This is a genomic window from Streptococcus iniae (assembly GCF_030732225.1).
GTDB classification, from domain to species: domain Bacteria; phylum Bacillota; class Bacilli; order Lactobacillales; family Streptococcaceae; genus Streptococcus; species Streptococcus iniae.
The window spans coordinates 1,904,314-1,924,052 of sequence record NZ_CP132230.1 but is presented as its reverse complement, the minus strand read 5'-3'; the positions used below and the strand labels follow the sequence as shown (position 1 = coordinate 1,924,052).

At 38.0% G+C, this 19,739-nt stretch carries 17 protein-coding genes; all 17 read left to right on the top strand.

What is annotated here, in order from left to right:
* Window positions 1-86: 86 nt before the first annotated feature.
* The 17 genes from Q9317_RS09435 (at window position 87) to glnA (ending at window position 19,634) form a co-directional block, all read left to right on the top strand.
* A complete protein-coding gene (locus tag Q9317_RS09435) occupies window positions 87-1,643 on the top strand; it encodes a YfcC family protein (RefSeq protein WP_003102232.1) in 1,557 nt (518 codons plus the stop codon).
* A 264-nt stretch (window positions 1,644-1,907) separates the two neighbouring features.
* On the top strand, window positions 1,908-2,780 hold the full coding sequence (rsgA, locus tag Q9317_RS09430) for a ribosome small subunit-dependent GTPase A (RefSeq protein WP_003102231.1): 873 nt from the start codon (window positions 1,908-1,910) through the stop codon (window positions 2,778-2,780).
* Between the two features lie 8 nt (window positions 2,781-2,788).
* The gene (gene rpe / locus Q9317_RS09425) at window positions 2,789-3,451 is read left to right on the top strand and encodes a ribulose-phosphate 3-epimerase (RefSeq protein WP_016356173.1); all 663 of its coding nucleotides are present in this window, start codon (window positions 2,789-2,791) and stop codon (window positions 3,449-3,451) included.
* Complete coding sequence (locus tag Q9317_RS09420; RefSeq protein ID WP_003102229.1) at window positions 3,444-4,076, top strand: thiamine diphosphokinase; 633 nt, start codon at window positions 3,444-3,446, stop codon at window positions 4,074-4,076. Before rpe ends, Q9317_RS09420 begins: the two co-directional genes overlap by 8 nt.
* 1 nt (window position 4,077) lies before the next feature.
* Window positions 4,078-5,349, top strand: coding sequence for a DNA recombination protein RmuC (locus Q9317_RS09415; protein ID WP_003102228.1), 1,272 nt, complete (start codon window positions 4,078-4,080; stop codon window positions 5,347-5,349).
* Window positions 5,339-6,277 (top strand): 3'-5' exoribonuclease YhaM family protein, encoded by a 939-nt coding sequence (locus Q9317_RS09410; protein WP_003102227.1) that lies wholly within the window; start codon window positions 5,339-5,341, stop codon window positions 6,275-6,277. Before Q9317_RS09415 ends, Q9317_RS09410 begins: the two co-directional genes overlap by 11 nt.
* 104 nt (window positions 6,278-6,381) lie before the next feature.
* A complete protein-coding gene (purR, locus tag Q9317_RS09405) occupies window positions 6,382-7,194 on the top strand; it encodes a pur operon repressor (RefSeq protein ID WP_003102225.1) in 813 nt (270 codons plus the stop codon).
* 25 nt (window positions 7,195-7,219) lie between these two features.
* Entirely contained in the window at window positions 7,220-9,853 is a 2,634-nt protein-coding gene (locus Q9317_RS09400) for an SEC10/PgrA surface exclusion domain-containing protein (RefSeq protein WP_003102223.1), read from the top strand.
* Between the two features lie 179 nt (window positions 9,854-10,032).
* Entirely contained in the window at window positions 10,033-10,446 is a 414-nt protein-coding gene (gene rpsL / locus Q9317_RS09395) for a 30S ribosomal protein S12 (protein WP_003102221.1), read from the top strand.
* A 20-nt stretch (window positions 10,447-10,466) separates the two neighbouring features.
* Window positions 10,467-10,937 (top strand): 30S ribosomal protein S7, encoded by a 471-nt coding sequence (gene rpsG / locus Q9317_RS09390; RefSeq protein ID WP_003102219.1) that lies wholly within the window; start codon window positions 10,467-10,469, stop codon window positions 10,935-10,937.
* A gap of 143 nt (window positions 10,938-11,080) precedes the next feature.
* Window positions 11,081-13,159 (top strand): elongation factor G, encoded by a 2,079-nt coding sequence (fusA, locus tag Q9317_RS09385; protein ID WP_003102218.1) that lies wholly within the window; start codon window positions 11,081-11,083, stop codon window positions 13,157-13,159.
* 293 nt (window positions 13,160-13,452) lie between these two features.
* Entirely contained in the window at window positions 13,453-14,463 is a 1,011-nt protein-coding gene (gene gap, locus Q9317_RS09380) for a type I glyceraldehyde-3-phosphate dehydrogenase (protein WP_003102216.1), read from the top strand.
* Between the two features lie 285 nt (window positions 14,464-14,748).
* Window positions 14,749-15,603, top strand: a complete 855-nt coding sequence (locus tag Q9317_RS09375; RefSeq protein ID WP_003102214.1) for a 5'-nucleotidase, lipoprotein e(P4) family — start codon at window positions 14,749-14,751, stop codon at window positions 15,601-15,603.
* A gap of 172 nt (window positions 15,604-15,775) precedes the next feature.
* On the top strand, window positions 15,776-16,972 hold the full coding sequence (locus Q9317_RS09370) for a phosphoglycerate kinase (RefSeq protein ID WP_003102212.1): 1,197 nt from the start codon (window positions 15,776-15,778) through the stop codon (window positions 16,970-16,972).
* A gap of 310 nt (window positions 16,973-17,282) precedes the next feature.
* Entirely contained in the window at window positions 17,283-17,801 is a 519-nt protein-coding gene (locus Q9317_RS09365) for an FUSC family protein (protein ID WP_003102207.1), read from the top strand.
* A gap of 78 nt (window positions 17,802-17,879) precedes the next feature.
* Window positions 17,880-18,248, top strand: coding sequence for a MerR family transcriptional regulator (locus Q9317_RS09360; RefSeq protein ID WP_003102205.1), 369 nt, complete (start codon window positions 17,880-17,882; stop codon window positions 18,246-18,248).
* A 39-nt stretch (window positions 18,249-18,287) separates the two neighbouring features.
* A complete protein-coding gene (gene glnA / locus Q9317_RS09355; protein WP_003102203.1) occupies window positions 18,288-19,634 on the top strand; it encodes a type I glutamate--ammonia ligase in 1,347 nt (448 codons plus the stop codon).
* Window positions 19,635-19,739 lie beyond the last annotated feature (105 nt).

Below are 19,739 nucleotides of genomic sequence, written 5' to 3'. Positions count from 1 at the left end.
AGGTGTGAAGACAAAAGGAAGCAAATTCTTCACGCCTTTTTTAAGAAATCTCAATCCTATATTACATTGATAAAGAGAGAAAATATATGAAAAAGGAAGCCAAACTAAGTACTGGCAAGGCTAAAAAAAGTTTTAGAATGCCAGGAGCCTTTACGATATTGTTTATCCTAACCATTATTGCTGTTTTAGCAACTTATATAGTGCCTTCGGGTTCTTATGCCAAGTTGCAGTATGACCCGGAAAGTTCCAAGTTGCTGCTAACAGATCCAAGTGGTAAGGTTTCTAAAAAAGAAGCTAGTCAAAAAGAGTTGGACAAAATTGGTGTCAAAATCAAGGTTGAAGAGTTTACCTCAGGAGCGATTAGTAAACCTGTCTCTGTTCCAAACACCTATAAGCGACTCAAGCAAAATCCAGCTAAAGCTAGTGATGTCACAAATAGTATGGTCAACGGAACCATTGAAGCTGTTGATATCATGGTCTTTATCATGGTTTTAGGTGGAATGATTGGTGTTGTTCGTAGGAGTGGTGCTTTTGAATCGGGGTTGATTGCACTGACAAAAAAAACAAAAGGAAGAGAATTTACCCTCATTTTCCTTGTCTCCTTGTTAATGGTATTAGGTGGTACACTTTGCGGAATTGAAGAAGAAGCTGTTGCCTTTTACCCCATTTTGGTACCGGTGTTTCTTGCAATGGAATACGACTCTATTATTTGTGTAGGGGCAATATTCTTAGCAAGTTCTGTAGGGACATCTTTTTCAACAGTTAACCCCTTCTCGTCTGTTATCGCATCAAATGCTGCAGGAATTAGTTTTACTGAAGGACTGACTTGGCGTACCTTTGGTTGTATCGCAGGGGCGGTGTTTGTTGTGGCTTATCTGTATTGGTATGCTAAAAAAATCAAAGCTGATCCAAGTTTTTCTTATTCTTATGAAGACAGAGAAGCCTTTAATCAAAAATGGGGTCTAGTATCAGGGCTGTCAGATGCTAAATTTACCGTAAGACAAAAACTGATTTTAGTCTTATTCACGGTTTCATTCCCACTTATGGTTTGGGGTGTCATGACGCAAGGCTGGTGGTTTCCAACCATGGCATCATCTTTCTTGACAATCACTATTATTATCATGTTGTTAACAGCAACAGGACCTAGTGGTATTGGTGAAAAAGAAGTTGTTGATGAGTTTGTCGATGGCGCTTCAAGTTTAATTGGTGTGTCTTTGATTATTGGCTTGGCTAGAGGAATCAATATTATTTTAAATCAAGGAAATATTTCAGATACCATGCTATTTGTAGCATCCAAAGCAGCATCACATGTTAGTGGACCAATTTTCATTATTGTAATGATGTTGATTTACTTCTTGCTTGGCTTTGTTGTGCCATCCTCTTCTGGTCTAGCTGTTTTGTCAATGCCGATATTAGCACCATTAGCTGATACTGTTGGTATTCCAAGGTTTATAGTTGTTATGGCTTATCAATTTGGTCAATACGCGATGCTCTTTTTAGCACCAACTGGATTGGTAATGGCAACCCTACAAATGCTTGACATGAAGTATTCCCATTGGCTTAAGTTTGTTTGGCCAGTAGTAGCTTTCTTACTAGTTTTTGGTGGAGGAATGCTTGTTTTCTTAGTTCTTGCGACCTCTTGAACTCTTAAGTGAAACTATTTGCCAGAAATAAAGATCAAAAAATCCACAGGACCTCAATTTGGGATGTGGATTTTTTGATGCTCTACCAGATACAGTGGTAAAGACAGAACCAAGTGATAGCTTCTTAAGTTCTTGACCTCTTGCTATCACAATTTTTATGAGAAAGGTGATCTTATTTGCAGGTATTCTTTGGTGCCAAAATCTGAAATTGACAGAAGTTTCTGCTATAATAGTATTATTAATGCGTAAAACTAAGGAGTTCATTTGCAAGGAAGAATTGTCAAGGCCCTGGCTGGTTTTTATTATGTAGAATCAGATGGACAGGTCTATCAAACACGTGCCCGTGGTAATTTTAGAAAAACAGGTCAAGTCCCTTACGTTGGTGATTTTGTTGACTTCACGGCAGAACAAGATTCAGAAGGCTATATTTTAGCTATCGAGGAACGAAAAAATAGTCTAGTCCGCCCGCCGATTGTTAACATCGATCAAGCAGTCGTGATTATGTCTGCCAGAGAACCAGATTTCAACAGTAATTTGTTGGACCGTTTTTTGGTGCTTTTAGAGCATAAAGGGATTCGGCCAGTCATTTACATTTCTAAGATGGACCTTCTGGAAGATGCTGAAGAGATTACGTTAATTTGTCGAAATTATCAAGCTATCGGTTATGATTTCGCTTTAAGCCTCGAAGAATTGCTGCCTTATCTAAAAGACAAAGTTACCGTCTTTATGGGGCAAACAGGCGTTGGGAAATCAACTCTTCTCAACAGAATTGCACCAGATTTGGAATTGGAAACAGGTGTCATTTCTGATAGTCTTGGCCGAGGGAAACATACCACTCGGGCTGTCAGTTTTTACGATGTCTATGATGGGAAAATCGCTGATACGCCAGGATTTTCATCGCTAGATTATGAGATTGATAATGCTGAAGATTTAAGTGAGGCTTTTCCAGAAATCCGCAAATACAGTCATGACTGCAAGTTTAGATCCTGTAGTCACCTTCACGAGCCTAAATGTGGTGTTAAAGCAGCTTTAGAAGCTGGACATATCTGGCAGGTTCGTTATGATAATTACCTTCAATTTTTAAGTGAAATTGAAAACCGTCGTGAAACATTTAAAAAAGTCATTAAAAGAAAGTAGGTTTACACATGCTAAGTCATAAAATTGCTCCGTCTATCCTTGCTGCTGATTATGCTAATTTTGCATCTGAACTAAGACGTATCGAAGAAACAGGTGCAGAGTATGTGCATATTGATATTATGGATGGACAATTTGTTCCAAATATTAGCTTTGGCGCAGATGTTGTTGCAAGCATGCGTAAGCATAGCAAACTTGTTTTTGACTGTCACTTAATGGTCGTTAACCCAGAAAGATATGTGGACGCCTATGCTCAGGCAGGCGCAGATATTATGACCATTCATACAGAAAGTACTGTTCATATTCATGGTGCACTTCAAAAAATTAAAGCGGCTGGTATGAAAGCTGGTGTTGTGATTAATCCTGGAACTCCTGTTACTGCATTGGAGCCGGTATTGGACTTAGTTGATCAGGTGCTTATCATGACGGTTAACCCAGGTTTTGGTGGTCAAGCCTTTATTCCAGAATGCCTTCAAAAAGTGACGGCAATTGCTCGATTAAGAAAAGAAAAAGGCTTATCTTTTGATATTGAAGTTGACGGTGGTGTTGATGATAAAACCATTGCTAGTTGCAAAGCAGCTGGAGCAAATGTTTTTGTCGCAGGATCATACCTCTTTAAGGCAAGTGACTTAGTCAGTCAAGTTGAAACGTTAAGGACAGCTTTAAATGACTAGAGTGGCTTTATTTGCTGGCGGGGATTTGTCTTACTACACGACTGATTTTGATTATTTTGTTGGAATTGACCGCGGCAGCCTGTTTTTAGTAAAAAATGGGCTTCCTTTAGATATAGCTGTTGGTGATTTTGATTCTGTTTTTCCGGAAGAATTATCGAATATAAAAGAGAAGGCTAAAAAGCTTGTTCTTGCAGATGTCGAGAAAAATGATACGGACACAGAGTTAGCCTTGAAAACGGTTTTTAAGAAGTGGCCGGATGCTCAAGTGACTATTTTTGGAGCTTTTGGGGGGCGAATGGATCATTTCTTATCCAATATTTTTCTACCTAATGATTGTGAGATAGCACCATTTATGACGGCTATTTCACTGCGAGATCAGCAAAATTGTCTTAGTTATAGACCTGCGGGGAGGCATCAGATTGAGAAAGAGTTGGGCATGTCTTATGTCGCTTTTATGACTGATGGTGACGCTGATTTAGAGATTAGGGGCGCTAAATATGAATTAAGTGCATCACAGTTTTTTAAGAAAAAAATCTATTCCAGTAATGAGTTTGACGGAAAGTCTATTACAGTAAGTGCCCATTCAGGTTATATCATTATTATTCAGAGTAAAGACAGGAGTTAGTATGAACATTATCATTATTATTTTAACGGTAATCACTGCAACCGTGTCTGTCTTTCTTTACCTAAAGGTACAAGCTTTGGAAAGCCAGTTGACAAAAACACTTGAAAACGGCACAGACAATCTTTCAGATCAATTGACTTACCTTTTGGATTTATCTAGTAAAAATCAAGTCATTGATATCAGCGCCCTTATGAATCGTCAGCAAACAGACCTTTATCAGCAATTGAATGACCTTAAGGATGTTCTTCACCAGAACCTTTCAGAGTCTCGTGATAAGACAGATCTGAGACTGGAAAAAATCACAGAAAATATGGAGCAGTCTGTTAAAAACTTGCAAGAGTCCAATGAAAAACGCCTTGAGCAAATGCGCCAAACCGTCGAAGAAAAATTGGAGCAAACCCTTAAAAATAGACTCCAAGTTTCATTTGAGACTGTTTCTAAACAGTTGGAGAGTGTTAACCAAGGGCTTGGTGAGATGCGAACAGTTGCTAAGGATGTTGGGACTCTTAATAAAGTTCTCTCAAACACTAAAACCAGAGGGATTCTGGGAGAGTTGCAATTGGGACAAATTATTGAGGATATCCTAACGGTTCACCAGTATGACAAAGAAGTAGCAACTGTAAAAGGGTCAACAGAACGTGTTGAGTATGCTGTTAAGCTTCCAGGGAGTGGGCAAGGTGACCATATTTATTTACCAATCGACTCGAAATTCCCTCTTGAAGATTATTACCGTTTAGAAGATGCCTATGAGTCTGCTGATAAGGATGTTATCGAGCAATCGCGCAAAGCACTTTTAGGAGCCGTCAAACGTTTTGCTAAAGACATCAATAAGAAATACATTAACCCACCAGAAACAACAAATTTCGGTATTATGTTTTTACCAACAGAGGGTCTTTACTCAGAAGTTGTAAGAAACGCGGCTTTTTTTGACGCTTTAAGAAGGGATGATAATATTGTGGTAGCAGGTCCATCAACCTTATCTGCTTTATTGAATTCATTATCAGTTGGATTTAAGACACTTAATATTCAAAAAAATGCTGATGATATTAGTAAAATCCTTGGCAATGTTAAGGTGGAATTTGAAAAATTTGGTGGTATGCTTCTTAAGGCGCAAAAACAAATTAATACAGCAAATACAACTTTAGATCAGTTGATTTCAACTCGGACAAATGCTATTGTTAGGGCCTTGAGTAAGGTTGAAAATTATCAGGATCAAGAAACAGAAAATCTGTTAAATATGCCATTTTTAGAAGAGGATAGAGATGAAAATTAACCAAATGAAAAAAGACCAACTGTTTGAAGGTTACTATTTAATTAAGACAGCTGAGGTCAGAAAAACGAGAGCAGGAAAAGATTTCATTACCTTCACCTTCCAAGATGATACGGGAGAGATTTCGGGGAATTTATGGGACGCACAAGCCTACAATGTTGAAGAATTTGTTGCAGGTAAGGTTGTTCACATGAAAGGAAGACGTGAGGTTTATAATGGAACACCACAAGTTAACCAAATCACACTTCGTAATACCCGAGAGGGAGAGCCAAATGATCCCAAAGACTTTAAAGAAAAAGCGCCAGTAAGTGCGGCAGACGTTCGTGATTATTTGGAACAGATGCTTTTTAAGATTGAGAATGCCACTTGGCAACGCATTGTCCGTGCCCTTTACCGCAAGTACGATAAAGAGTTTTACACCTTTCCTGCCGCAAAAACAAACCATCATGCTTTTGAGTCGGGACTTGCTTTTCATACAGCGACAATGGTCAGACTAGCAGATAGTATTGGCGATATTTATCCTGAATTGAACAAGAGTCTTCTATTTGCGGGAGTTATGCTACACGATCTAGCAAAGGTAATTGAATTGACTGGTCCAGATAATACAGAATATACTGTAAGAGGAAATTTAATTGGTCATATTGCTTTGATTAATGAGGAAATTACCAAAGTTATTAATGACCTAAATATTGATGATACCAAAGAAGAAGTTATTGTCCTACGCCATCTGATTTTAAGTCATCACGGGCAATTGGAATATGGTAGTCCAATTCGCCCAAGAATAATGGAAGCAGAGATACTTCATATGATTGACAATATTGATGCTAATATGATGATGATGTTAACAGCTTTGAACAGAGTTGGTGAAGGAGAGATGACAAATCGTATTTTTGCTATGGATAACCGTTCTTTCTACAAACCCAAATATTAAGTTTTGATGACACCAGTAAAATAGCGAACCTTCAACTATTGAACGTTCGTTTTTTTGCATATCTTGTGCTATAATGGATTAAAGTATACTTAAATGGGGAAAATATGAAATTAAGACGTAGTGAACGTATGGTTGTTATCTCAAATTACCTTATTAACAACCCTTATAAATTAACAAGTTTGAACACATTTGCAACCAAATATGAAGCAGCAAAATCATCAATTTCAGAAGACATTGCTATTATCAAAAAAGCATTTGAAGAAGCAAATATTGGTGAAATAGAAACCCTAACAGGAGCAAGTGGTGGCGTTATCTATACACCAAGTATCTCTGAGGATGAAGCTCGCATGATTGTCGAAGATTTGTGCCAGCGCCTTTCTGAAAATAATCGGATACTACCAGGAGGTTATATCTATCTTTCAGATCTATTAAGCACACCTAAAACCCTTCAAAATATTGGTCGTATTATTGCTAACGCTTTTAAAGATCAAAAAATTGATGCCGTTATGACGGTTGCGACTAAAGGTGTACCTCTAGCTAACGCTGTTGCTAATATCTTGAATGTACCTTTTGTTATCGTTAGACGAGACTTAAAAATTACAGAAGGATCAACCGTTTCCGTCAATTATGCCAGCGCATCAAGTGATCGTATTGAAAAAATGTTCTTGTCAAAACGCAGTCTAAAACCCAATAGCCGTGTGCTTATTGTTGATGACTTCTTAAAGGGTGGCGGAACAATCACAGGGATGATTAGCTTATTGACAGAATTTGATAGTACTTTAGTTGGTGTGGCTGTCTTTGCTGAGAATGCTAAAGAAGAACGTGAACAGATGACTTACAAGTCCTTACTAAAAGTTTCAGAAATTGATGTCAAAAATAATAAAGTTGTCGTTGAAGTAGGAAACATTTTTGACTGACTTGGTCAATTACAAGGGAGAGAAAATGGAATTAGAAAACAAATCAAAGAATATTAAGACAACCATTGCTTTAACGTCTACCTTGGCTTTGCTCAGTGCAAGTGTTGGGGTTGCTCAACAAGTTAAAGCAGAAGAAGCGAGTGCTCAAAAAAATGGCATGAATACGTCAAGTGATGAGACTATGGCGATGCCTACGACTGTTGAAGATGCCCGGACAGCTGTTGCAACTACTGAAGCAACTCTTTCTGCTCAAAATACAAATTTATCAAAAGTGAATGCAGAAATTGATGCTACCAACAAAGAACTACTTACTTTAGAAGCTAAAAAAGCAGAAGAAGCAGCTGCGCTAGCTGCCGCTCAAAAGACACTTGAAACAGTTTCTGCTGTTAGTGAAAAAGAATTCACAGCACTTGTTGAAAAAAATAAAGAAGAGTTAACAACTACAAAAGCACAATTACAACAAAATGAGGCTGAAAAGTTAGCTGTTGCAAGTCGTGTTCAAAAGCAAACAGAACTTGTTGCGACAACTGGTGCAGAAGCTAAAAAGTTAGCTGAACAAGCTGCACAAGCTGATAAAAAAGTAAGTGATTTAACCAAAATGGTTAATCAGCCTGAAAAAATTACAGCACAAGCCCATGAAGCAGAAAAAGATCTTGCAACAACTACAAGTGAATTAGCAAAAGCAAAAGCAAATCTGACAGCAGTGACTGAAGCAGCTAAGAAACAGTTGAATCAAGAGTTAGCAACCAATCAAGCAACTTTAGCCAACAAACAAGCAGAATTAACAAAACTTCAACATACTGCAACAAGCACTAGAATTAATGTTGTTGGGAATAATAAAATGGTTATTCCTAACGGCTTCCCATTTGCTGAAATTCAAAAACTAATGGCTAGTGGTTATATTGGTAGTCAGTCTTACTTAAATGCTTTCAATTCAATGAAAGACACACTTATCGCAAGAACAAGTCCTGGACAAGCAATTAACACCTATGTTGACATCCCTAGCGACTTAAACCGCTTTGTCAATATCGATCAATTAACACCTGAAGTTCAAAATGAATTGGCCTTATTTGCTACTTCAATGATTAATTCAGTCCGTCAGCAACTTGGGTTATCACAATTAATTGTTTCACAAGGCTCACAAGATTTTGCGCGTTACCTAACAACCTCTTATAAGGCGACACACGGTAACACACGCCCATTCTTTAATTATGGGCAAGCAGGCGTTGCAGGTCACCGTGGTATTGGCCCACACGATAAGACCATTATTCAAGCATCAGCCCAAAAAGTTGGTTTGATTCCAAATGATGATAATATGTATGAAAACCTAGGATTCTTTGATGATGTCCACACTGTTAATGGTATTAAACGCAGTATCTACAATTCTGTTCGTTACATGCTCTTTACAGACTATTTACACGGCAACACTTTAGGCCATACAGTTAACTTCTTGCGTTGGGATAAAACCAATCCATCAGCACCGGTTTATTTAGGTGTATCAACAAGTAGTGTTGGTGGTTTGAACACTCACTATGTTGTTTTCCCTAAAACTAATATCAAAAATCCTAGTGCATTCAATCAGAGTTTGGTTTCAGGTCCTACAATTACAGTTAGCAATGCAAGTCAAATCAACAATTTGAAAACAAGCATCGCTAATCTCAATACTAAAATATCATCTTTAAAACAACGTATTGCACATGTTTCATCAGAAGCACAAGTAGTTTCAGCTCAAAATAGAGTAAACAGTTATAAGGTGCAAAATGATTTTGCTAAAACAGAGTTGGCTAAATTAAAAGGGCAACTGGTTCAGTTGAAGCAATCAAAAACAAAATTAGAGTCAGATTTAGCATCTGCTAAAACACTGCAACGCAGTGTTAAGGCGCAATTGGATCAAAAACTCGCCTTTTTGACAACTGCTAAAGCTCAATTGAATACCTTCAACAATCAATTGCACTTATCAAATGTTAAAGTAGTTGGCTTAGTTTCTAAACAAAAAGAATTACAAGCTTTACTTGACTTTAAAAATAACCCAAATCGTAAAGAAATGGCAAAAGTTGATGTAGCAAAAATGCAGACAGAATTAGCTGCGACTACTGCGAAACTTGATATTTCTAAGAACAATTTGGCGAGCTTGATGAGTCGTAAAACACGACTTCTTTCAGCAATTACATCGACCGAGCAACAATTACGTTTGCTTCAAAATGTTGTTAAAGAAAAAACAGTCCTTATTCCAGGGCCATTAGGCTTGACAGCTCATCCAGAAGCTGTGGCAGAAGTTGTAGCAAGCAAAATATTAGAGGCTAAAGCAGCTTCACCAGTAGCAGCTCTCAAAACTACAGAAATTAAAAAAGAACAAGTTTCTGAAAGCAAGACTGATAAAACAGCTAATCTTGTTGCACAAACAACAACTGAACTTGTGAAAGATGCCTTAGCTGTATCTCCTCAAATTTTAGCTGGTCAAGGAATCCTTGCTAAAGTTGCTGATAATATTAGTAAAGGAACAGATTCAACAAACTTAGGTTATGGCAGTGGCTCGACTCTAGCAGGTGACATGGCATTGTCAAATGACGAAAGCACAAAACGTGCTATTCGCGCAGGAGTTGTCATGTTAACAGCGGTTGGATTGACAGGATTTAAGCTAAAAAAAGATATTAAATAAAAGAAATTGTGATTGACACTAAGTACCGTTTATGTTATTATAATAAACGGTACTTTTTACTTTTGGTCTCTCAAAAGTGTACAGAGACGTGCTGACAATTGTTGCAAAAAGTGCACCCAGATATAGGCTGTCACCAAGTGCTATATCAACCAAAAATAAAAAAACACAGGAGAATGTAGATGCCTACAATTAACCAATTGGTACGTAAACCACGCCAATCTAAAGTTGAAAAATCAGACTCACCAGCATTGAACATTGGTTACAACAGCCATAAAAAAGTTCATACTAAAATGGCTTCACCACAAAAACGTGGAGTTGCAACTCGTGTTGGTACAATGACACCTAAAAAACCTAACTCTGCCCTTCGTAAATTTGCTCGTGTTCGTTTGAGCAACCTTATTGAAGTAACAGCATACATTCCAGGTATCGGACACAACTTACAAGAACATAGTGTTGTTCTTATCCGTGGTGGACGTGTAAAAGACCTTCCAGGGGTACGTTACCATATCGTTCGTGGTGCACTTGATACTGCAGGTGTTGCTGACCGTAAACAAGGCCGTTCTAAATACGGTGCTAAACGTCCTAAAGGATAATAGAAGGGAGATAAGAAACAATGAGTCGTAAAAATCAAGCGCCTAAGCGCGAAGTATTACCAGATCCATTATATAACTCAAAAATCGTAACACGTCTTATCAACCGTGTTATGCTTGATGGAAAACGTGGAACTGCTGCAACAATCGTCTATGATGCATTTGAAGCTATCAAAGAAGCAACAGGAACTGATGCTCTTGAAGTATTTGAAACAGCAATGGACAACATCATGCCTGTACTTGAAGTACGTGCCCGCCGTGTTGGTGGATCAAACTACCAAGTCCCAGTTGAAGTTCGTCCAGAACGTCGTACAACTTTAGGTCTTCGTTGGTTGGTTAACGCATCACGTGCTCGTGGTGAACACACTATGAAAGATCGTCTTGCGAAAGAAATCATGGATGCTGCTAACAATACTGGTGCATCTGTTAAGAAACGTGAAGACACACACAAAATGGCTGAAGCTAACCGTGCATTCGCACACTTCCGTTGGTAATCATTTCGAATTCATAAGAATTCAATTGACTAAAAGTCTAAACAGTCTAATATGCGTTGTAACGGGTAGGTCCTGCCTATCCGTTTTTTATAAATAATATGCTATAATGGACATATCAAATAATATATAGGAGAAAAAACCTAATGGCTCGCGAATTTTCACTAGCAAAAACTCGTAATATCGGTATCATGGCTCACGTCGATGCTGGTAAAACAACTACAACTGAGCGTATTCTTTACTACACTGGTAAAATCCATAAAATTGGTGAAACTCACGAAGGTGCATCACAAATGGACTGGATGGAGCAAGAACAAGAACGTGGTATCACCATTACATCTGCTGCAACAACTGCACAATGGAATGAGCACCGCGTTAACATCATTGACACACCAGGACACGTGGACTTCACCATTGAAGTACAACGTTCTCTTCGTGTTCTTGATGGAGCTGTAACAGTTCTTGACTCACAATCAGGTGTTGAACCTCAAACAGAAACAGTTTGGCGTCAAGCGACTGAGTATGGTGTTCCTCGTATCGTTTTTGCCAACAAAATGGACAAAATCGGTGCTGACTTCCTTTACTCAGTAAGCACACTTCATGACCGTCTTCAAGCTAACGCACATCCAATTCAATTACCAATTGGTTCAGAAGATGACTTCTCAGGTATCATTGACTTGATTAAAATGAAAGCTGAAATCTATACTAATGACCTTGGTACAGACATCCGCGAAGAAGATATTCCTGCAGAATACTTAGAGCAAGCTCAAGAATACCGTGAAAAATTAGTTGAAGCAGTTGCAGAAACTGATGAAGAATTAATGATGAAATACCTTGAAGGTGAAGAAATCACTAATGAAGAACTCAAAGCTGGTATCCGTAAAGCAACAATCAACGTTGAATTCTTCCCTGTTATGTGTGGTTCAGCCTTCAAAAACAAAGGTGTTCAATTGATGCTTGACGCAGTTATTGATTACTTGCCAAGCCCACTTGACATCCCAGCTATCAAAGGTATTAACCCAGATACAGATGCAGAAGAAACTCGTCCAGCTTCAGATGAAGAACCATTTGCAGCGCTTGCCTTCAAGATCATGACTGACCCATTCGTAGGTCGTTTGACATTCTTCCGTGTCTACTCAGGTGTTCTTCAAAGTGGTTCATATGTTATGAATACTTCAAAAGACAAACGTGAGCGTATTGGACGTATCCTTCAAATGCATGCGAACACTCGTAAAGAAATTGAAACAGTTTACGCTGGTGATATTGCTGCTGCTGTTGGTTTAAAAAATACAACAACTGGTGATTCATTAACTGATGAAAAATCAAAAGTTATTTTGGAATCAATCAACGTTCCAGAACCAGTTATCCAATTGATGGTTGAGCCAAAAACAAAAGCTGACCAAGATAAAATGGGTATCGCCCTTCAAAAACTTGCTGAAGAAGATCCAACTTTCCGCGTTGAAACAAACGTTGAAACTGGTGAAACTATCATCGCTGGTATGGGTGAGCTTCACTTGGATGTCCTTGTTGACCGTATGCGTCGTGAGTTCAAAGTTGAAGCTAACGTAGGTGCTCCTCAAGTATCTTACCGTGAAACATTCCGCGCTTCAACTCAAGCACGTGGATTCTTCAAACGCCAATCTGGTGGTAAAGGTCAATTTGGTGACGTTTGGATTGAATTTACTCCAAATGAAGAAGGTAAAGGATTTGAGTTCGAAAATGCTATCGTTGGTGGTGTAGTTCCGCGTGAATTTATCCCAGCTGTAGAAAAAGGACTTGTTGAGTCTATGGCAAATGGTGTTCTTGCTGGTTACCCAATCGTTGACGTTAAAGCTAAACTTTACGATGGATCATACCATGATGTTGACTCATCTGAGACTGCCTTCAAGATTGCTGCTTCATTAGCACTTAAAGAAGCTTCTAAATCTGCACAACCTGCTATCCTTGAGCCAATGATGCTTGTTACAATTACAGCTCCTGAAGATAACTTAGGAGATGTAATGGGACATGTTACTGCACGTCGTGGACGTGTTGATGGTATGGAAGCTCGTGGAAATGTACAAGTTGTTCGTGCCTTTGTTCCACTTGCTGAAATGTTTGGTTATGCAACAATTCTTCGTTCTGCAACACAAGGACGTGGTACATTTATGATGGTATTTGACCACTATGAAGATGTTCCTAAGTCAGTTCAAGAAGAAATCATCAAAAAAAATCAAGGTGAATAATCACTAAAAATTAAGATTGGAATGAAAATTCCAATCTTTTTTGTATTGTGACATTGCTGTAGTTACAAAGAAAATAGCGCTTGTAAACACTTACAAAACTGGCTGAATAGCTTGATATATAAACGTTTTCACTTTTCTTGAAATGGCTATTTCAGTTGCTTTTTTTGTGAATTAGTTATATAATAGAAACTGTTGAGAGATTACTATACTTTAGTAAGTTAATCTTTTCACAATAGGTGGGAGAAATCCCTTTAATAATAATTCTTTTGATTTTCATAAGGAGGAAATCACTAATGGTAGTTAAAGTTGGTATTAACGGTTTCGGACGTATCGGTCGTCTTGCATTCCGTCGTATTCAAAATGTTGAAGGTGTTGAAGTAACTCGTATCAATGACCTTACAGATCCTAACATGCTTGCACACTTGTTGAAATATGATACAACTCAAGGTCGTTTTGACGGTACAGTTGAAGTTAAAGATGGTGGATTCGAAGTTAACGGAAGCTTTGTTAAAGTTTCTGCAGAACGCGAACCAGCAAACATTGACTGGGCTACTGATGGTGTAGACATCGTTCTTGAAGCAACAGGTTTCTTCGCTTCTAAAGCAGCTGCTGAACAACACATTCACGCTAACGGTGCGAAAAAAGTTGTTATCACAGCTCCTGGTGGAAATGACGTTAAAACAGTTGTTTACAACACTAACCATGATATTCTTGATGGAACTGAAACAGTTATCTCAGGTGCTTCATGTACTACAAACTGTTTAGCTCCAATGGCTAAAGCATTACAAGATAACTTTGGTGTAAAACAAGGTTTAATGACTACTATCCATGGTTACACTGGTGACCAAATGGTTCTTGACGGACCACACCGTGGTGGTGATCTTCGTCGTGCTCGTGCAGCTGCAGCAAACATCGTTCCTAACTCAACTGGTGCTGCTAAAGCAATCGGTCTTGTTATCCCAGAATTAAATGGTAAACTTGACGGTGCTGCACAACGTGTTCCTGTTCCAACTGGATCAGTAACTGAATTAGTAGCAGTTCTTGAAAAAGATACTTCAGTAGAAGAAATCAATGCAGCTATGAAAGCAGCAGCTAACGATTCATACGGTTACACTGAAGATGCTATCGTATCATCAGATATCGTAGGTATTTCTTACGGTTCATTATTTGATGCTACTCAAACTAAAGTACAAACTGTTGATGGAAATCAATTGGTTAAAGTTGTTTCATGGTATGACAATGAAATGTCTTACACTGCTCAACTTGTTCGTACTCTTGAGTACTTCGCAAAAATTGCTAAATAAGTTTAGCTAACGCAAAAAGAGAGCTTGTCTCTCTTTTTTTGTTTGGCTTAAAATACTTATATTTTTTGAAAAAATTTTTTCCGAACGTTCAGTTTATTTTGATCACAAAAAAGACTAATAATGAGAATAAAATGAGCTTTATGATGAAAAAAACGAAAAATGAATATCATGAAAAGGTTCTTTCATGAGAAATAGCGGCTTAAAGGCTTATTGACTGCTTTTAAGCTTGGTTGACAAGTGCAAATGAAAGCGTTAAACTTTCCTTACTAAAAAAAGGAGATTGCTATGAAATCACGTAAATTTATGACCCTTAGTACAGTTGCTATTTCCCTCATACTTGTTACAGGATGTGCGAAAACAGAATCAAAAGAAGCTAAAGCAACTAAAAGTGCCCCTAAAGAGGAACTTGTTAGTTTAAGTAATGATCAGCTTCGTTCAAAAGAAAATACCATGTCGGTTTTATGGTATCAAAACTCAGATGAGGCTAAGGCTTTGTATATGCAAGGTTATCAACTTGCAACTGAAAAACTGAAGGGGTATTTAACACAACCAAGTGAAAAACCCTACTCAATTGTTTTGGATATTGATGAGACAGTTTTAGATAACAGTCCTTACCAAGTTCAAAATGTTAAAGATGGTACTGGCTTCTCTCCTGACTCTTGGGATGTTTGGGTTCAAAAGAAGGCTGCTAAACCAGTAGCCGGCGCCAAAGACTTCTTGCAATATGCAGACCAAAACGGTGTTCAAATTTACTATATTTCTGACCGTGCAGATAGCCAAGTTGATGCCACTATGGAAAACTTGAAAAATGAAGGACTCCCAGTGCAAGGCAAAGATCACTTGATGTTCTTGGAAAAAGGAATGACATCAAAAGAAAGCCGTCGCCAAAAAGTCAAAGACTCATCAAATCTGATCATGTTATTTGGTGATAATCTGGTGGATTTTGCAGAATTCTCTAAAACATCATCAGAAGATAGAAGTAAACTTTTAGATGAGCTTCATCAAGAGTTTGGTAGTAAATTTATTATTTTCCCTAACCCTATGTATGGTTCATGGGAAAGTGCAGTTTACAAAGGTGAGCATCCAGATGCTAAAGGGCAAATGACATTACGTGAAAAAGCCTTGAAAGGTTTCAAATAAAGTTAAATCTTTAAAAGAATCAGCTTAAGTTTGATTTGTTTGGCCATATGAATAGAGATTGAAAATCTTGAAAATTTTGTGAAATGTTTAATTTATCACTTACATATCTTAGGTTTCTTGAAAGAAATATGGTATAATAGTTTTTATAAAAAAGATTAAGGAGTCTATTTAAATGGCTAAAATGACTGTTAAAGACATCGATGTAAAAGGTAAAAAAGTCCTTGTTCGTGTCGACTTCAATGTTCCTTTGAAAGATGGTGTTATCACTAATGATAACCGTATTTCAGCAGCACTTCCAACAATTAAACATATCGTTGAAAACGGTGGTCGTGCTATTCTTTTCTCACACTTAGGTCGTGTTAAAGAAGAAGCTGATAAAGAAGGTAAATCTCTTGCACCAGTTGCAAAAAATCTATCTGAAAAATTAGGTCAAGAAGTTGTCTTCCCAGGAGCAACTCGTGGGGCTGAACTTGAAACAGCCATCAATGCACTTGAAGATGGACAAGTATTACTTGTTGAAAATACACGTTTTGAAGATGTTGACGGTAAAAAAGAATCAAAAAATGATGCTGAATTAGGCCAATATTGGGCATCACTTGGAGATGGTATCTTTGTAAATGATGCATTTGGTACTGCTCACCGCGCTCACGCATCAAACGTTGGTATTTCTGCAAATGTTGAAAAAGCAGTTGCTGGATTCTTACTTGAAAACGAAATTGCTTACATCAAAGAAGCTGTTGAAACACCAGAACGTCCATTTATCGCAATCTTGGGTGGCTCAAAAGTTTCAGATAAAATCGGTGTTATCGAAAATCTTCTTGAAAAAGCTGATAAAGTTCTTATCGGTGGTGGAATGACTTACACATTCTACAAAGCACAAGGTATCGAAATTGGTAACTCTCTTGTTGAAGAAGACAAACTTGATGTAGCTAAAGAACTTCTTGAAAAATCAAATGGAAAATTAATCTTACCAGTTGACTCAAAAGAAGCAAATGCTTTTGCGGGTTATACTGAAGTACGTGATACTGAAGGTGAAGCTGTATCTGAAGGATTCCTTGGATTGGATATCGGACCTAAATCGATTACTGAATTTGATAAAGCCCTTGAAGGTGCTAAAACAGTTGTATGGAATGGACCAATGGGTGTCTTTGAAAACCCTGATTTCCAAGCTGGAACAATTGGCGTTATGGACTCAATTGTGAAACAACCAGGGGTTAAATCAATCATCGGTGGTGGTGATTCAGCAGCTGCGGCAATCAACCTAGGCCGTGCAGACAAATTCTCATGGATTTCTACAGGTGGTGGTGCCTCAATGGAACTCTTAGAAGGAAAAATTCTTCCAGGACTTGCATCATTGACAGAAAAATAAGTCATCCTTTTCGATGAATAGAGTTGGTATTGATCACCTCTATTCTAGTCTAGGTATTAGATTTTCCATGAATAAACTGAATTTGGAAAGTCACTGGCAATAAAAGTTAAAAAGGCGCTGATAAAGCGTCTTTTTTGATAGCTAAAAATGGACATAAGGGAAATAGCTTGGTAGCTAAGAAGAGGGGGGGTCATCATTCTATTAACAACTCCTTAAATGATTGAGTTGATTTCATGGATTAACAATAAGAAATGACAAATATTTCTTAAGATGTTACACTATGTAATAACAAATAGAAAGAATGATGCTTATGAAATATCACTTTGATCCCCGAAAACTCACCTTAGGAATGCGGACGGTAAAAACTGGTTTAGCGGTCTTTTTGGTTCTTCTCTTTTTTAAATTATTTGGCTTTGAAGGCATCCAGATTGGGGCTCTAACGGCGGTATTTAGTCTACGAGAAGACTTTGGCAAGACAGTGTCCTTTGGGACTTCGAGAATTTTAGGCAATGGCATCGGTGGTTTTTTTGCCATTATTTTCTACATTTTACAAGGCTTCTTTCATAACCAATATTGGGTCACCTTGATTTTTGTTCCTATCTTAACCATGTTGACCATTATGTTTAACGTTGCTTTTAACAATAAATCGGGTATTATTGGAGCAGTAGCTGCTCTTCTTGTTATTACGCTGGCTAATCCGCTTGGAGAAACCTTTATGTATGTTATTACTCGAGTATTTGAGACTTTCTGTGGGGTCTTTATTGCTATATTGGTTAATACTGATGTTGATTTTTTGAAAAAACACTGGGCTAATCGAAAAAATCATTAACTTATGTTAGGTTTTCTAACATGACCCTTGACAAGCTAGGTTTTTATGCATATAATGGTTGTGTGAAAGGAGTTATCAATGAAAGAAAAAGAACTCAGACGCTCCATGGCAGTCTTTCCAATCGGCTCTGTAATGACGTTAACAGATTTGACGGCACGTCAAATACGTTATTATGAAGATCAAGGGTTGATTAAACCTGAGCGAACAGATGGAAATCGTCGTTTGTTTTCACTTAACGATATGGACCGCCTTTTGGAAATTAAAGATTTTATCAATGATGGCTTAAATATTGCTGCAATCAAACATGAATATGCGCATCGCCAAGATAAACTAAACAAGAAAAAGGCTTTGTCTGATGCTGAGGTTCGTCGAATTCTTCGTGATGAACTCCGTAACCAAGGTGGCTTTTCCACCCCGTCGCAACCTATGGGAAACTTTCGTATTTAAATGACCATACCGTATTGAAGATATAAGGAGATCAATTTTATGGCAATCACAGCAGCTGACATCAGACGCGAAGTAAAAGAGAAGAACGTTACCTTTCTTCGTTTGATGTTCACAGATATCATGGGAATCATGAAAAACGTTGAAATACCTGCTACCGATGAGCAGTTAGACAAAGTGTTATCAAACAAAGCTATGTTTGATGGGTCATCTATTGAAGGTTTTGTACGTATTAATGAATCAGATATGTACCTCTACCCAGATTTGGACACTTGGATTGTCTTTCCTTGGGGAGATGAAAACGGTGCTGTTGCAGGTTTAATCTGTGACATTTACACAGCAGAAGGAGAACCATTTGCAGGTGATCCTCGCGGTAACCTTAAAAAAGCCCTTAAACACATGGATGCTTCAGGTTATAAATCATTCAACCTTGGCCCAGAACCAGAGTTTTTCCTCTTTAAAATGGATGCTAATGGAAACCCAACTTTAGAAGTGAATGACAATGGTGGTTATTTTGATTTGGCACCAACTGACTTGGCTGATAATACCAGACGTGAAATTGTTAACGTCTTGACTAAAATGGGCTTTGAAGTTGAAGCGAGTCACCATGAGGTTGCTGTTGGTCAGCATGAAATTGACTTTAAGTACGATGATGCTCTTAAAGCTTGTGATAATATCCAAATCTTTAAACTTGTTGTTAAAACCATTGCACGTGAGCATGGCTTGTATGCAACCTTTATGGCTAAGCCTAAATTTGGGATCAATGGTTCAGGGATGCATTGTAACTTATCTCTTTTTGATAAAGACGGTAAGAATGCCTTTTATGATGAAAACGATCCTCGTGGCATGCAATTATCAGATGACGCCTACTATTTCCTTGGTGGTTTGATGAAACATGCTTACAATTTCACAGCCATCATGAATCCAACTGTAAATTCTTACAAACGTTTAGTGCCTGGCTATGAAGCGCCAGTTTATGTTGCCTGGGCAGGCCGTAACCGCTCACCACTTATTCGAGTACCCGCTTCACGCGGACAAGGAACACGTTTGGAGTTACGTTCAGTGGATCCAACAGCTAATCCTTACTTGGCGCTTGCAGTTTTATTAGAGTCAGGACTTGACGGGATTGAAAATAAAATTGATGCACCAATTCCAGTTGAAGCAAATATCTACACAATGACTGTTGAAGAACGTGAAGCAGCAGGTATTCTTGACTTACCATCAACCTTACATAATGCTTTGAAAGCTCTTCAAACCGATGATGTGGTTAAAGATGCTTTGGGAGAACACATTTATACTAATTTCTTGGAAGCAAAACGCATTGAATGGGCGTCATATGCAACCTTTATTTCTCAATGGGAAATTGATAATTACCTATACAGCTATTAAAATGAGAAAAAGCACCGAGTCAGCTTGGTGCTTTTTTATAAAATAACTATAAATATTCATTTTTAAGATAGAAAATCAGATATAAAAGGGTTTTGATAAAGGCTA